Annotated in this window: 17 protein-coding genes and 1 pseudogene; 14 read left to right on the forward strand and 4 right to left on the reverse strand. The window is 67.6% G+C overall.

The features are described 5' to 3' along the window. Positions 1-100: 100 nt before the first annotated feature. The 12 genes and pseudogenes from HQ354_RS25640 to HQ354_RS17630 all read left to right on the forward strand — a co-directional run bounded on the left by HQ354_RS25640 (position 101) and on the right by HQ354_RS17630 (position 8,537). Positions 101-766: a site-specific integrase gene (locus HQ354_RS25640; RefSeq protein ID WP_308115222.1), complete on the forward strand. Its 666-nt coding sequence runs from the start codon at positions 101-103 to the stop codon at positions 764-766. A 162-nt stretch (positions 767-928) separates the two neighbouring features. Next, positions 929-1,312 carry a helix-turn-helix transcriptional regulator gene (locus HQ354_RS17590; RefSeq protein ID WP_222635249.1) on the forward strand — a complete coding sequence of 128 codons (384 nt, stop codon included), beginning with the start codon at positions 929-931 and terminating at the stop codon, positions 1,310-1,312. Further along, the gene (locus HQ354_RS17595; RefSeq protein WP_222635248.1) at positions 1,309-3,267 is read left to right on the forward strand and encodes a cation-translocating P-type ATPase; all 1,959 of its coding nucleotides are present in this window, start codon (positions 1,309-1,311) and stop codon (positions 3,265-3,267) included. The genes HQ354_RS17590 and HQ354_RS17595 overlap by 4 nt, the downstream gene beginning before the upstream one ends. Beyond that, positions 3,264-3,764, forward strand: a complete 501-nt coding sequence (lspA, locus tag HQ354_RS17600) for a signal peptidase II (RefSeq protein WP_222635247.1) — start codon at positions 3,264-3,266, stop codon at positions 3,762-3,764. Before HQ354_RS17595 ends, lspA begins: the two co-directional genes overlap by 4 nt. A gap of 41 nt (positions 3,765-3,805) precedes the next feature. Then, positions 3,806-4,201 (forward strand): annotated as a pseudogene (locus tag HQ354_RS25645) (multicopper oxidase domain-containing protein); the annotation flags it as partial. Positions 4,202-4,397: 196 nt separating this feature from the next. After that, a complete protein-coding gene (locus HQ354_RS25650; protein ID WP_308115223.1) occupies positions 4,398-4,496 on the forward strand; it encodes a hypothetical protein in 99 nt (32 codons plus the stop codon). Positions 4,497-4,834: 338 nt separating this feature from the next. Further along, positions 4,835-5,158 carry a multicopper oxidase domain-containing protein gene (locus tag HQ354_RS25655; protein ID WP_261768880.1) on the forward strand — a complete coding sequence of 108 codons (324 nt, stop codon included), beginning with the start codon at positions 4,835-4,837 and terminating at the stop codon, positions 5,156-5,158. Positions 5,159-5,495: 337 nt separating this feature from the next. After that, the gene (locus HQ354_RS17610; RefSeq protein WP_222635246.1) at positions 5,496-5,885 is read left to right on the forward strand and encodes a helix-turn-helix transcriptional regulator; all 390 of its coding nucleotides are present in this window, start codon (positions 5,496-5,498) and stop codon (positions 5,883-5,885) included. Beyond that, positions 5,882-6,988 (forward strand): ACR3 family arsenite efflux transporter, encoded by a 1,107-nt coding sequence (arsB, locus tag HQ354_RS17615; protein WP_222635245.1) that lies wholly within the window; start codon positions 5,882-5,884, stop codon positions 6,986-6,988. Before HQ354_RS17610 ends, arsB begins: the two co-directional genes overlap by 4 nt. Beyond that, the gene (locus HQ354_RS17620; RefSeq protein ID WP_222635244.1) at positions 6,988-7,641 is read left to right on the forward strand and encodes a three-helix bundle dimerization domain-containing protein; all 654 of its coding nucleotides are present in this window, start codon (positions 6,988-6,990) and stop codon (positions 7,639-7,641) included. Before arsB ends, HQ354_RS17620 begins: the two co-directional genes overlap by 1 nt. A gap of 51 nt (positions 7,642-7,692) precedes the next feature. After that, a complete protein-coding gene (locus HQ354_RS17625) occupies positions 7,693-8,115 on the forward strand; it encodes an arsenate reductase ArsC (RefSeq protein WP_222635243.1) in 423 nt (140 codons plus the stop codon). Then, positions 8,112-8,537: a low molecular weight phosphatase family protein gene (locus HQ354_RS17630; protein WP_222635242.1), complete on the forward strand. Its 426-nt coding sequence runs from the start codon at positions 8,112-8,114 to the stop codon at positions 8,535-8,537. The genes HQ354_RS17625 and HQ354_RS17630 overlap by 4 nt, the downstream gene beginning before the upstream one ends. On the opposite strand, the gene HQ354_RS17635 is transcribed toward HQ354_RS17630, so the two are convergent. Both HQ354_RS17635 and HQ354_RS17640 read right to left on the reverse strand, forming a co-directional pair. Continuing rightward, positions 8,534-9,406, reverse strand: a complete 873-nt coding sequence (locus HQ354_RS17635; RefSeq protein WP_222635241.1) for a hypothetical protein — start codon at positions 9,404-9,406, stop codon at positions 8,534-8,536. The genes HQ354_RS17630 and HQ354_RS17635 overlap by 4 nt on opposite strands. 233 nt (positions 9,407-9,639) lie before the next feature. Then, entirely contained in the window at positions 9,640-10,437 is a 798-nt protein-coding gene (locus HQ354_RS17640; RefSeq protein WP_374107347.1) for a helix-turn-helix domain-containing GNAT family N-acetyltransferase, read from the reverse strand. 197 nt (positions 10,438-10,634) lie between these two features. Between HQ354_RS17640 and HQ354_RS17645 the strand changes: the two genes are divergently transcribed. After that, positions 10,635-11,984 (forward strand): FAD-dependent oxidoreductase, encoded by a 1,350-nt coding sequence (locus HQ354_RS17645; protein ID WP_222635239.1) that lies wholly within the window; start codon positions 10,635-10,637, stop codon positions 11,982-11,984. Continuing rightward, positions 11,977-13,101 (forward strand): MFS transporter, encoded by a 1,125-nt coding sequence (locus tag HQ354_RS17650; RefSeq protein ID WP_222635238.1) that lies wholly within the window; start codon positions 11,977-11,979, stop codon positions 13,099-13,101. The genes HQ354_RS17645 and HQ354_RS17650 overlap by 8 nt, the downstream gene beginning before the upstream one ends. A gap of 71 nt (positions 13,102-13,172) precedes the next feature. Here the strand turns inward: HQ354_RS17650 and HQ354_RS17655 are convergent, their stop codons facing one another. Both HQ354_RS17655 and HQ354_RS17660 read right to left on the reverse strand, forming a co-directional pair. Beyond that, positions 13,173-13,658, reverse strand: a complete 486-nt coding sequence (locus HQ354_RS17655) for a hypothetical protein (protein WP_222635237.1) — start codon at positions 13,656-13,658, stop codon at positions 13,173-13,175. Positions 13,659-13,761: 103 nt separating this feature from the next. Continuing rightward, a partial coding sequence (locus HQ354_RS17660) for an integrase core domain-containing protein (RefSeq protein ID WP_222635236.1) occupies positions 13,762-14,047 on the reverse strand: 286 nt, incomplete at its 5' end.

Genomic DNA, 14,047 nt, shown 5'->3' on the forward strand with positions numbered 1-14,047 from the left:
GCGGCGGTCAACACCTGGAACGCCCGCCGCGCCGCGGTCGCGTCGTGGCTGGGCGTGGTGCCGCGAGCACGGCCACCTCGCCCCGGCGGTCCCGGCCTGGGTGAAACGCTCCACTCCACCGGACTCGAACACCCCGGTGCACTCGCGCACCGCGATCGACCGGCTCATCGCCCGCCGCGACATCGACATCCGGGAGAAGACGCTGTGGCGGATGCTCTACGAAACATGCGCCCGCACCGAGGAACTGCTCCAGGTCAACATCGAGGACCTCGATCTGGCCGGGCGGTGTTGCCCGGTGAAGTCCAAGGGCGCCAAGCCCCGCACCCGCCGCCGCGGTGCCACCTACCACGAGTACGAGCACGAGCTCGTGTACTGGGGCGCGGGCACCGCCCGGCTCCTGCCACGCCTCACCAAGGGCCGCACCCGCGGACCGCTGTTCGTCACCCACCGCCGACCGGGCCCCGGCAAGGCCGCCGCCGACCGGGACATCTGCCCCGACACCGGGCTGGCACGGCTGTCCTACGGCCAGGCCCGCGCCGTGCTGGATGCCGCCACCGCGACGAATGGGCCCGGCACCGGTTGGGATCTGCACGAACTTCGGCATTCCGGCCTGACGCATCTCGGCGAGGCCGGTGCCAGCCTGGTAGAGCTGATGGCCAAGTCCCGCCACCGCAAACCCGAGAACCTACGCCGCTACTTCAAACCCTCACCGGCAGCAATGCGCGGCATCACCAGCCTCATCGGCCCCGAACGCAGCCACCGATAACGGCCACCAACAGAGCGTCCGTCTACCCACTGACCAGGCGCTACGCAAACTTCGTTGGTTTTTGCGCCCTTACTACTGAAACCCTAAAAAATACCCCCTATGGGTATCTCGATTGTCGATGTGACCCTTTCGGCATCGCCGGAGCACGGTTATTATCGTCGTATGACGATTAATGGTGCGGATGGGTGCCTCGCCGCGGCGGGCACCGGATCGAATCTGGACGCGGCGGTGGCGTTGTTCCACAGCCTCTCCGACGGGACTCGGTTGGCGATCGTGCGGCGCCTCGCCGACGGGGAGTCCCGGGTGGCGGACCTGGTCGGCGAGCTGGGGTTGGCGCAGTCGACGGTGTCGGCGCACGTGGCCTGTCTGCGGGACTGCGGCCTGGTGACCGGGCGACCGCAGGGCCGGCAGGTGTTCTACTCGCTGACCCGCCCGGAGTTGCTGGACCTGCTCGGCGCCGCCGAAACCCTCCTCGCCGCCACCGGCAACGCGGTCGCGTTGTGCCCGAACTACGGCACCGACACCGGCGCGGGGGTGACCCCGTGAGCGACGCCTGCGGCTGCGGCCACGACGAACCCCGCCCCGAGGGCGACGAGGAGCACGAACCCGACAAGCTGTGGCAGGTCACCGAGATCCGGGCCGCCGCCGTCGCCGGGGTGCTGCTGGTCGCCGCCCTGGCCGTGGGGTGGGCCGACGGCCCGCGCCCGGTGGAGCTGGCCCTGGAAGCGGTGGCGTTGGTCGTCGCCGGCTACACCTTCGTCCCCTCCACGCTCACGCGCCTGGCCAAGGGCAAGATCGGGGTCGGCACCCTGATGACGATCGCCGCCGTCGGCGCCGTCCTGCTCGGCGAGGTGGGCGAGGCCGCGATGCTGGCCTTCCTGTTCGCCATCAGCGAAGGGCTCGAGGAGTATGCGGTCACCCGCACCCGCCGCGGCCTGCGCGCCCTACTGTCCCTGGTCCCGGACACCGCGACCGTGCTCCGCGGCGGCCGCGAACAGACCGTTCCCCCAGCGGATTTGGCGCTCGGGGAGCTCATGATCGTCAAGCCCGGGGAGCGGATCGCCACCGACGGCACCATCCGGTCCGGGCGCACCGCGCTGGACACCTCGGCGATCACCGGCGAATCGGTGCCGGTCGAGGCCGGACCGGGCGCGGAGGTGTTCGCCGGATCGATCAACGGCACCGGTGTCCTCGAGGTCGAGGTCACCGCCCGGGCGGAGGACAACTCGCTCGCCAAGATCGTGAAAATCGTCGAGGCCGAGCAGTCCCGCAAGGGTGAGGCGCAGCGCCTGGCGGACAAGATCGCCAAGCCGTTGGTCCCGGGTGTGATGGTCGCCGCGGTGCTGATCGCCGGTATCGGCAGTGTGTTCGGCGATCCGCTGGTGTGGATCGAACGGGCCCTGGTGGTGTTGGTCGCCGCCTCCCCGTGTGCGCTGGCGATTGCGATTCCGGTGACGGTGGTCGCCGCGATCGGTGCCGCCTCCAAGCTCGGTGTCCTGGTCAAGGGCGGCGCCGCGCTGGAGGCTCTGGGCCGGATCCGCGGTATCGCCCTGGACAAGACCGGCACCCTGACCCGCAACCGTCCCGAGGTCATCGACGTCGCGACCACCGGCAATGCTTCCCCCGACGACGTTCTGGCTGTCGCGGCCGCCCTGGAGGCCCGCAGCGAACATCCCCTGGCCACAGCGATCCTCGCCGCGGTCGACGAGTACACGCCGGCCGAGGACGTCGACGCCGTCCCCGGCGCCGGACTGACCGGCCACGTGGGCGGCATCCCCGCCCGCCTGGGCCGGCCGGGGTGGATCGACCCCGGCCCGCTGGCCGCGGACATCGAGCGGATGCAGCACGCCGGGGCCACCGCGGTGCTGATCGAACGCGACGGTCGCCTGATCGGGGCGGTCGCGGTGCGCGACGAGCTGCGCCCCGAGGCCCGCGAGGTGGTCACCGGACTCGGCCGCGACGGCTACACCGTCGCGATGCTCACCGGCGACAACGAGCGCACCGCACACGCGTTGGCCGCCGATGTCGGCATCGACGAGGTGCACGCGGACCTGCGCCCGGAGGACAAGGCCCGCATCGTCGAGGTCCTCCGCAAGGAGCGGCCGACAGCGATGGTCGGGGACGGTGTCAACGACGCCCCGGCCCTGGCGACCGCCGACTTGGGGATCGCGATGGGCGCGATGGGCACCGACGTCGCCATCGAAACCGCCGATGTCGCCCTGATGGGTGAGGACCTGCGGCACCTCCCGCAGGCCCTCCAACACGCGCGGCGGTCGCGGGCGATCATGCTGCAGAACGTCGGCCTCTCGCTGGCGATCATCACCGTCCTGATGCCCCTGGCGCTGTTCGGGGTGCTCGGGTTGGCCGCGGTCGTCCTCGTCCATGAGGTCGCCGAGATCGTGGTCATCGGCAACGGGGTCCGCGCCGGCCGCGCCCGCGGCCTCACCGGCCCGGCGGCGGAGGCGCCCGCACCGGTTCCGGCGCCCGCGGCCCACCCGTGACCGCCGCACCGGTGTCGCGGTCGCGGCGGTCGCGGCGCCTGCTGGTCGTCGTGGCTGCCGGGCTGGTCGCGGTCGCGCTGGTCGTCGACCCGGTCGCCCAGCACACCCTGACCGGCGCCCGCAGCATCGACCTCGGTGTGTTGCAGTTGCGGTTGGCCTACAACACCGGGGTGGCGTTCAGCATGGGGAACCAGTTGCCGGCCCCGGTGCTGCTCACGGTGACCGGGCTGATCACCGCCGCGGTCGCGGTGTATGCGTGGCGGGCGGCGCCCACCAGTTCGTGGCCCACCATCGTCGGGCTCGGGGCGATCTTCGCCGGCGCCGCCGCCAACGTCATCGACCGCACCCTCGACGGGAAGGTCACCGACTACCTGCACACCGGGTGGTTCCCGACCTTCAACCTCGCCGACACCTTCCTCACCTGTGGGGTGATCCTGCTGCTGGCCGCCCTGTTCGTCGAATCTCGTTCCGCCGACTCGAAGGAGACCGCGTCATGACCGCGATGCCCACCGCCGTCCGTGCCGCCTACACCGCCGAGATGGTCGCCGCCCGCACCAGCACCGAGGACACCGACCGGTGGGCGCACCTCGAGGCGGCCGAGGGAAACCTCCCGATTGCCGGGGGCCGGGCACGGGTCCTCGGGTTCAACAACGGCGTACCCGGCCCCACCCTGCGCATCCGGCCCGGCGACCGGCTCCGGGTGACGCTGCGCAACCGCTTGACCGAACCGACCAACCTGCACCTACACGGGCTGCACGTCTCCCCGGCAGGCAACGGCGACAACCCGTTCCTGCGGATCGAGCCTGGCCAGGACTTCGACTACCAATACCGGCTGCTCGACACGCACCCGCCCGGGGTGTACTGGTACCACCCGCACCATCACGGCCTCGTCGCCGATCAGATCTTCGGCGGCCTGTACGGGGCCATCATCGTCGACGACCCCAAGCCGATACCGGTCACCCGGGACCGGGTGCTGGTGATCTCCGATCTGACTCTCGACAGCACCGGTCGGATCGCTCCCGCCTCGATGATGGACCGGATGCTCGGCCGGGAAGGCAACCTGGTGTTGGTCAACGGCCAGCCACCGTCCGACCATCACTGCCGCACCCGACACGCGGGAGCGGTGGCGCATCGTCAACGCCTGCGTCAGCCGGTACCTGCGGCTTCGGCTGGACGGGCAACAGCTGCAGTTGCTCGGACTGGACTCGGGCCGCTTCCCCGCGCCGTGACCGGTCCAGGAAATCGTGCTGGCCGGTGGGAACCGTGCCGACCTGACGGTGTCCACCGCGGCGGGATCGGCCCAACTGCGGGCGCTGCCCGTCGACCGGGGCGCCATGGGCATCATGGGGATGGGCATGGGAAACCCCGGCATGCGCGATATCCCGCCGCGTGGCCAGGACGCAACGGAGACGATCCTCGCCGCCCTGGAGGTCTCGGGTATCGCCGGCCCACAACCGGCACCGCGCGACCTCAGCCCACACCGCGCGACCTCAGACGCGAAACCGTCGCCGCCACCGCGACGTTCACCCTCGGCATGGGAATGGGCATGGGAATGGGTGCCGGTGGGATGCGGTTCACGATCGACGGCCGAGAATTCGATCCCGCCCGCACCGACCACACGGTGCGGATAGGCACCGTCGAGGAATGGACCCTCGTCAACGATTCGGCCATGGACCACTCGCTGCACCTGCACGTGTGGCCGATGCAACTGCTGCGCACCGGCGGGCGGGAGATCACCGAGATCATCCGCCAAGACGTGGTCAACATCCCCGCCCGCAGCCGGGTGACAGTCCGCGTGGCGTTCGACGACTACCCAGGCCGCACCGTCTACCACTGCCACATCCTCGACCACGAAGACCTCGGCATGATGGGCGTCATCGAAGCTCGATAACCAGGGTGTACCGCAGTTATGGCGTCGACCTCGGTGGCTCCGCGCAGACCCCGAGTGCCAACTCGTCCGCCAACACACGTCGACACAACACGGCCACTTTCCGGGGAAGGTGCGGCGTTGGCCGTCGTTCTCTAGCCGGTCTGTGAAAGTTGCTAGTTCACAATAAGACCAAGGTTTACATCTTTTGGTTTGGCATCCCCAGAGCAAGCCTCGGCCTAGTTTCTCGAAGATTCCCGGATCGTCACCGCTTCAAGCGGAGATGCGTCGAATCCACCCATGCGGCGAGTTGGCGCTTTGTTCACTTGACGTCTGATTCGGTAACCATCAATATAGACGTATGTCGAAACAGTCCTTACCGATCACGGACATCTCCAGCGACGAGTGCTGCTCACCGCTGATCCGCGAACCACTGACGGTCGATCGGTCGGTGGACTTCGCTCGCATGTTCAAAGCCCTCGGCGACCCGGTCCGCCTACGCCTGCTCAGTCTCGTCGCCAGCCACGAAGGCGGCGAAGCCTGCGTCTGCGACATCTCCCCACAGTTCGACCTGTCGCAGCCGACGATCTCCCACCACCTCAAAGTTCTCCGTGAGACCGGACTTCTCGATTGCGAACGCCGCGGAACCTGGGTCTACTACTGGGTGATCCCGTCTGCGCTGCAACAGCTTTCGGATGTCCTCGATGCAGCGAACCCGGCGACCGACGATGCCGGCCTGGTGACCGCATGAGCACCGCCTCGAACACCTCGAACCACCCAGCTGTCGTCGGCAAGCTCTCCACTCTCGACCGGTTCCTGCCGGTCTGGATCGGCGTCGCCATGCTCGCCGGCCTGCTTCTGGGCCGACTGATCCCCGGCCTGAACGATGCCCTCTCCTCGATCTCGGTCGACGGGGTGTCGCTGCCGATCGCGATCGGTCTACTGATCATGATGTATCCGGTGCTGGCGAAGGTCCGCTACGACCGCCTCGACACCGTCACCGGCGACAAGAAACTCCTCGCCGGATCCCTGGTGTTGAACTGGATCCTCGGGCCGGCGTTGATGTTCGCCCTCGCCTGGCTGTTCCTACCCGACCTACCCGAATACCGGACCGGGCTTATCATCGTCGGCCTGGCCCGATGCATCGCGATGGTCATCATCTGGAACGACCTCGCCTGCGGTGACCGCGAAGCCGCCGCCGTGCTGGTGGCGATCAACTCGGTCTTCCAGGTCATCATGTTCGCGATCCTCGGCTGGTTCTACCTCTCGGTCCTGCCCGGCTGGCTCGGACTCGAGCAAACCACCATCGAGGCCTCACCCTGGCAGATCGCCAAATCGGTACTGATCTTCCTCGGCATCCCCCTCGTCGCCGGATTCGCCTCCCGCTACTTCGGCGAACGCACCAAAGGCCGCGACTGGTACGAAGCAAAATTCATTCCGAAGATCGGACCGTGGGCACTCTACGGACTACTGTTCACGATCGTCATTCTCTTTGCGCTGCAAGGTGATCAGATCGCTTCCCAACCCCTCGACGTCGTCCGCATCGCGATCCCGCTGCTGGTCTACTTCGCAGTGATGTGGGGCGGCGGCTACGCCCTCGGCGCCGCAATGGGACTCGGCTACGAACGCACCACCACCCTCGCGTTCACCGCAGCGGGCAACAACTTCGAACTCGCCATCGCCGTCGCGATCGCCACCTACGGCGCCACCTCCGGGCAGGCATTGGCCGGGGTCGTCGGGCCACTCATCGAAGTCCCCGTCCTCGTCGGCCTCGTCTACGTCTCCCTCGCCCTCCGCAAACGCTTCAACCCGATCACCGCATCGACAGCCACAGCACAGACCCGGGAGTCCTGATGTCCGAGCACCGCGCCCAACCCGAACTGCTCATGCCCCACGCCGTGCTCTCACGGACCGCGGACGCGTTGTCGGCGAAGTACGTCGGCATCTTCTCCCCGCAGACCGTCGAACGGTACGTCTTCGAGTCCTACACCGCGCTACGTCGGACGTCGAAGGTCCACACCCACCTGACGATGCTCGCGGGCCGCTTCGCCGCCGACCGCCTCACCGCCCTGGCACAGTCGACCGGGGATGCGCCGAAGGACGTGCCGGAGGTGCTGTTCATCTGCGTCCGCAACGCCGGCCGCTCGCAGATGGCCGCAGCCCTGCTCACCCGCCGCGCCGCCGGCCGGGTCCATGTCCGCTCCGCCGGCTCCGCCCCCACCCACGAGATCAACCCCGCCGTCATCGAGGCGATGGCCGAACTCGGCATCGACCTCACCGATGCCTACCCCAAACCCCTCACCGACGACGTCGTCGCCGCAGCCGATGTCGTGGTCTCGATGGGCTGCGGCGACGCCTGCGCGATCTATCCCGGAAAGCGCTACCTGGACTGGGAACTCGACGATCCCGACGGCCGAACCCTCGACGAGGTGCGCCGCATCCGCGACGACCTCGACACCCGCATCAGCGCCCTGCTCACCGAGCTGACCGCACCCCTGCCCGCCTGACCCCCAACGCGTCACTACACCTCCCCCGTTCACGAAAGGGTCTCTACTTCGATGTCCGACACACCCAGCGTGCTGTTCGTCTGCGTCCACAACGCCGGCCGCTCCCAGATGGCCGCAGGCTTCCTCTCCCACCTCGCCGCAGGCACCGTCGAGGTCCGCTCGGCCGGCAGCGCACCCGCCGAGACGATCAACTCCGCCGCGGTGGAGGCGATGGCCGAACTCGGCATCGACATCTCCGCCCAGTCCCCGAAAATCCTCACCCCCGACGCCGTCGAAACCTCCGATGTCGTGATCACCATGGGCTGCGGCGACGCCTGCCCCGTCTTCCCCGGGGTGAGCTACCGCGATTGGGCGCTGCCCGACCCGGCCGGCAAAGGCGTCGAGGCGGTGCGCCCGATCCGCGACCAGATCAAGACCCTCGTCGAAGATCTGATCGCCGAACTCGTTCCCGCACAATCAGGTACGACCCGATGAGTACACCGAGTGTGCTGTTCGTCTGTGTGAAGAACGGCGGCAAATCACAGATGGCGGCCGGGCTGATGCGCAAGACCGCGGGTGAAAGCGTCGAGGTGCATTCCGCCGGCACCACACCCGGCAGCGCGGTGAACGCTCTGTCGGCGGAGACGTTGCTCGAGGTCGGTGTCGACCTCTCCGGTGAACACCCGAAACCGATCGACCCGGAGCTGCTCGCACGGATGGACTACGTCGTCACCCTCGGCCGGAAAGCGACGGTCGAGCAGGTCGAGGGGCCGACGTATCTGAACTGGGACACCGACGAGCCATCCGAGCGCGGTATCGACGGCATCGAACGCATGCGCCTGGTCCGCGACGACATCGCCGCCAGAGTTGCAGAGCTCGAGGTTGCCCTGCGCACGCAGGGCCCCGGCGAGCGCTAGGCAGGGACTGCGTCCTGGTTCGAGATCCTGACTCGTTCGATGATGTCGGCTACGCCGAAGTAGAAGTGACTGAGGACGATGATCGCCGACAGACAGGAGTGCTTGTAGTAGTCCGCGTGCGTGGGGTCGGCCGTCAGCTCGACGAACCGGTCCCTCGTGCTTCCCCAATGCAGATTGTCGCCATAGTTGTAGGTCAGGATGAGTTCGCTGGGATTGATTCCGGAGTAGCTGAAGGGGAAGTCGGCGGGGCTTCCCGGCGGGGCCGCCTTCTCGCAGATCAGCGTCGCCAGCATCTTGTTCATCAACGCCTTGCGGGCGTCGTCCCAGGACGACATCAAGTCCTTGAACCGATCGAAATCCTCTCGCGGCAGCGATCGGGCCGATTTGAACAGGATCCCTTTCACCTTGTCGTAGCTGGCTTCGTCTCCGCCGTTGTGGAGTTGGCGGAAGAAAACAGAAGTTCCCGCGAAAGCCTCGTCCGAGGGATGCTCGGCGGTCACACTCCACTCCCCGTGCCCTTGCGATGAGAACGCAAGACCACCGCCGCCATTTATTGCCGAGTAGCCGGCAAGCCGCCGACCGACCTCGACGAACCGAGTGAGGACGTCACTGTCTGGTTCTTCGACTGCGAACTGAGGGAACGACGCTGGGTCCGGAAGGTCGAACGCGTAGGTGAGCTTCTGCCATTGGTAGCGGAACGCGTCGGCGTTCGTGGAGTATTCGATCAGCGGAGGCTCGAACTGCAGGGCCACCGGGAGGATGGAGTCTTCGTACGGGACGGCGTTGACGGTAATCGAGTTGGAGAACGGGTTCTCGGCGGCGCGGGTCAGTTTCATGAAGAATTTCATGTCGCCCCACTCGAACGTCATGCTCTTGCCGTCATCGGACAGATCGCGGTCTCGTGGAAGCGGACGGCCCGCCCTCGGCGCCGCAGTGACTGGTTCCGGCGCTTGGGCAACTGCGCTGGCGTTGACGGCAGGCCTTGCTGGCCGCTGTTGATTCTTCCGAGTCCAGCGCTTGCCCATGGTTTCTCGCTCCCCCGTCTCGGTTCGACTCGTGCGCGCTCGATCGTGTCACAGCTCGCACAGATCGTCACCGCGCACTAACTGTCGGACTGGTCGGCGCGGCGTCGCTCGAGCATGACGGTGTCGCGCCATACTCCGCCGAGTTGGGCGATCCGCTCGCGGAATCCGACGGTCCGATATCCGGAGGCGTGATGCAGGGCGATGCTGGCGCGGTTCTCGGGGAAGATCGAGGTCTGCAACGTCCACAGTCCGGCAGCATCGGCTTCGTTGACCTGCTTGTGCATCAACGTCTTTCCCACACCACGCCCGCGGAACCCGTCCCCGACATACACCGAATTCTCCGCGACACCGGCATAGCAATCCCGCGCCGACACCGCCGTCAAGGCCGCCCACCCGGCGACCTGGCCGTCGACCTCGGCGACCCACCGATGCCCGGCCAACCACTTGTCGTCCAATACGGCTGCGGCCGGGACGTCGGTGTCGAAGGTCGCATTGCCGGTGGCGATGCCCTCGGCGTAGATCCGCCGCACCGCATCCCAATCGGAGTCGGCCAACGCCCGCACCGACACGTCGCCCGGTAGATCCGCCGGGCAGCACGGGCGCGGAGTGAGCACCCCCATCACTGCATCGGCGGCATGCGGCAGACCGGTGCAGCAGGTCGGGTTCACCGACACGATCGTCGTCGTGCCGCGCTTACCGAGGCTCACGAACCCGACGTCGGCGAGCTTGCGGACATGATGTGAGACGGTGGGCTGCCCGATATCGAGGGCGTCGGCGAGCTTGCCGACCGCGATCCCCGCACCGGAACCAGCAACCAGGTGCAGGATCCGCACCCGCATCGGCTCGGCGAGGCACGCGAACCACTGCGCATACATCGCCGCATCACCGGCAGGCAGCGCAGTCAGGTCGGCGGGCGAGGCCTCGAGGTCGGTCGACGGGTCGACGAGCGGTGCGATCGTGGTGGCCATACCCTCCACTATATCGATGTCGATCGATGGTTGCGAGCATCGACGGTCGTCGATATAGTCGGCGGCGAAGCATTGATCACCATCGATGAAAGGTCGTCGCCGTCATGTCCGAGCACCCCGTAGTCGTGATCGGAGCAGGACCCATCGGTCTCGCTGCCGCCGCACACCTGAGAGAGACCGGCTCCGATGCCCTCGTCCTCGAACGCGGACCGTCCGCCGGTTCTGCTGTCGCGCAGTGGAATCACGTGCGCCTGTTCTCTCCGTGGTCCGAGGTCGTCGACCCCGCCGCTGCCCGCCTCCTCGCCGCCACCGGATGGACCGCGCCCGACGGTGACAGCTACGCCACCGGCCGCGAATGGGTCGAGTCGTACCTCGCACCGCTCGCCGCCGCCCTCGGCGACACGGTCCGCTTCGGCGCCGAGGTCGTCGGCGTCGCCCGCCGCGGACGTGACCGCGTCGTCGACGCCGGACGCGACACCGAACCCCTCTCGGTCCACATCGCCCGGGCCGACGGCAGCGAGGAACGCATCCTCGCCCGCGCCGTCATCGACGCATCCGGCACCTGGGGCACCCCGAACCCCCTCGGCAGCGAAGGACTGCCCGCGATCGGCGAAGCCGCTGCCGCACAGCAGATCTCCTACCGTGTCCCCGACCTCGCCGACGACGCAGTGCGGGCCCAGTTCGCCGGTAAACACACTGTCATAGCCGGCAGCGGGCATTCCGCGCTGACCGCGATCATCACCTTCGCCGACCTCGCCGCGAAGCACCCCGGCACCACGTTGACGTGGGCGGTGCGCCGCGGCGTCACCGACGCCGTGTTCGGCGGCGGCGAGTCCGACGAACTCGCCGCCCGCGGCGCACTCGGACAGCGCGCGAAGAAAGCAGTCGACGACGGTTGCCTCCAGGTCGTCTCCGGGTTCCGCACCGATGAAGTCATCACCGGCGGCGGCAGGCTGACCCTGGTCGGTGACACCGGCGCCCGGATCGAGAACGTCGATCACGTCGTCGCGTTGACCGGGTTCCGGCCGGACCTGTCCTGGCTGACCGAAGTGCGCCTGGACCTCGACCCGACCCTGCAGGCCCCCAGAGCGTTGGCGACGCTGGTCGACCCGAACGTGCACTCGTGCGGCACCGTCTACCCGCACGGCGTCGACGAGCTCACTCAACCCGAACCCGGCCTCTATCTCGTCGGGATGAAAAGCTACGGCCGCGCGCCGACGTTCCTGGCGATGACCGGCTACGAGCAGGTCCGCAGCATCGCAGCCGACCTCGCCGGCGACCACGACGGTGCCCGCATCGTCGAACTGACCCTGCCCGACACCGGAGTGTGCGGCGGAGCGGGACTGTTCGACGACCCGAACGCCGACACCGCTGCTGCGGGCGGCGGCTGCTGCGGCGCACCCGCAGCACCGGAGTTGATCAGCCTCACTGCACCCTCGGGTTCGCGTGACTGAATCGGTCACCGACGCGGCACCCGGCCAGGATGCGCCACATCCTGGCCGGCGCCGCGTCCTGTCGATCCTGTGTCTGACCGAGATCACCAGCTGGGGAATCCTCTACTACGCCTTCCCCGTGCTCTCCCCCGCCATCAGCGCCGACACCGGGTGGTCGACGTCGACGATCGTCGCTGCCTTCTCCCTCAGCCAGCTCCTCGCCGCGCTCGTCGGGATCCCGGTGGGCCGGATCCTCGACCGCCACGGACCGCGGTGGGTGATGACCGCCGGATCCGCCGTCGCAGTCCCCGCGCTGATACTCGTTGCGACAGCGCCGAATCTGGTGGTGTTCTACCTCGGCTGGATCGTCGCCGGGGCCGCGATGGGCGGGGTGCTCTATCCCCCGGCGTTCGCTGCGTTGACGCGGTGGTGGGGCACCGACCGAGTCCGCGCCCTGATGATCCTCACCCTCGCAGCCGGTCTCGCGAGCACCGTCTTCGCCCCGCTCACGGCACTACTCGCTAGCCGGAGTGAGTGGCGGCGAACCTATCTCGTCCTCGCCGTACTGTTGGCGGTGATCACCATTCCCGGGCACCTTCTCGGGTTACGCGGACGCTGGCCCGACATCACCACCCCGCCGGGCGATGACACAGCCCGGATCGGACGAGACGGCATCGTCCGCAGTCGCCCGTTCATCCTGCTCACCGCATCGCTTTCCCTTGCGGCGAACTGTTCGCGGAAATCCCGGGTTTCCTGCTCGGAAAGATACCCGTATCGGGCCTCGAACAACAGCCGCCCCACCGAATACCACCGGAGCGCGAAACTGTGGCGCAGCATGTGCGCCGACCCGGCGAAACCGGTGAACCCCATCCCGGCAAGCCGTGCATTGGCGGCCTGGAAGGTGTGCGACCACCCATGCGGGTCGCGGGGAAGACCGTCTTCGTTGAGCCACAACGCGGCCGGCTCCCGGCCTGCAGAGGTCTCGACGAACAGTCTGCGCCGAGCCGACGGGTCGAGAGAATCGGCCGAAACCTCGGACACCCTGCCGCCGGCGTTCCGTAACCGCAGGCGCCGCGCACCCAGCACGTCCGTGACCAGCTGGCTATCGGCCAGTCGGTCATACCTGCCTGAATGCTGAGCACGGCGCACCGCAGTCGCCCTCTCCCCCTCGACATAACCGAGTACTCCAGACAACGCCGAACGCGGCATCTAATACTGGCGCCCACGTCCATATTTCGCGGTCGCCGACGCAAGTCTGCATGTCGTGAACTGACGGGACGGGTCGTCGGCCGGAAGTTCGCCCAGCAGCACCGAACCCCATTCCTGCAGCCGCAACCCGGTGCCGTACAACCCATCTGCGAACGCGCCATCACGCTGGCCGTTGCGTCCACGTGCACCGCGCCGATCGCCGCCGGCGGTATCGAGGCCCATCAATCCCAGATCTCGATACCGCTCGAACCCAGCCGGGTCGAACCACTTCACATCCCGATCTCGCACCGCCGGCGGTGCCGTCTCCGGTCGACCGGACCCCACTCCCCGGTGCACCCACGCTCTCCGATCGCCCGCACTTGCGCGCATCCGAATCGGATTCGCAACACCGAATTCGGTTGCTGCCCAACGGTAGAACAGCCCAAGTGCAATCAGATCGTGACGGTAGGTTCCCGGTGAGACCCGGCGGGGATTGCGTTCGTCCATCAACCGCCACACCTTGAATGCTTCTTGCGCTGTCGGCGCCGTCTCATCCCAACGCGCACCGAACACGATCAGAAAGTTCAGCCACGTACGCAGGCTGTATGAATCACCCCAGGTTCTGTGCCGCCTCCAGTTGGGGCTGATCCTCGGTTCCGAAGCCAGCGTAGTAGAGAGTTTCGTACTCGATCGGGGGCATATGCCCGATGCTCGAGTGGAGACGTCGAGCGTTGTACCAATCAACCCATCCGGCGGTCGCGAATTCGATGTCCGAAATCGTCCGATACGGCCCGGAGTGGAAGATCGTGGTGCGGATGCACTCGGTCTTGTACAACCCGTTCGCTGATTCGATGAGGGCGTTGTCGTACGCGTCCCCGACCGACCCGATCGATGCA

This window comes from Rhodococcus sp. BP-261, from assembly GCF_019835205.1.
Taxonomy (GTDB): domain Bacteria; phylum Actinomycetota; class Actinomycetes; order Mycobacteriales; family Mycobacteriaceae; genus Rhodococcoides; species Rhodococcoides kyotonensis_B.

Bases quoted from the DNA above. Each gene is read 5' to 3' on its own strand.
- HQ354_RS17620 (WP_222635244.1), top strand. From the start codon at position 6,988: ATGTCCGAGCACCGCGCCCAACCCGAACTGCTCATGCCCCACGCCGTG.
- HQ354_RS17635 (WP_222635241.1), bottom strand. From the start codon at position 9,406: ATGACGTTCGAGTGGGGCGACATGAAATTCTTCATGAAACTGACCCGC.
- HQ354_RS17640 (WP_374107347.1), bottom strand. From the start codon at position 10,437: ATGTATGCGCAGTGGTTCGCGTGCCTCGCCGAGCCGATGCGGGTGCGG.
- HQ354_RS17590 (WP_222635249.1), top strand. From the start codon at position 929: ATGACGATTAATGGTGCGGATGGGTGCCTCGCCGCGGCGGGCACCGGA.
- HQ354_RS17630 (WP_222635242.1), top strand. From the start codon at position 8,112: ATGAGTACACCGAGTGTGCTGTTCGTCTGTGTGAAGAACGGCGGCAAA.
- HQ354_RS17655 (WP_222635237.1), bottom strand. From the start codon at position 13,658: ATGGACGAACGCAATCCCCGCCGGGTCTCACCGGGAACCTACCGTCAC.
- arsB (WP_222635245.1), top strand. From the start codon at position 5,882: ATGAGCACCGCCTCGAACACCTCGAACCACCCAGCTGTCGTCGGCAAG.
- HQ354_RS17610 (WP_222635246.1), top strand. From the start codon at position 5,496: ATGTCGAAACAGTCCTTACCGATCACGGACATCTCCAGCGACGAGTGC.
- HQ354_RS17625 (WP_222635243.1), top strand. From the start codon at position 7,693: ATGTCCGACACACCCAGCGTGCTGTTCGTCTGCGTCCACAACGCCGGC.
- HQ354_RS25655 (WP_261768880.1), top strand. From the start codon at position 4,835: ATGCGGTTCACGATCGACGGCCGAGAATTCGATCCCGCCCGCACCGAC.
- HQ354_RS17645 (WP_222635239.1), top strand. From the start codon at position 10,635: ATGTCCGAGCACCCCGTAGTCGTGATCGGAGCAGGACCCATCGGTCTC.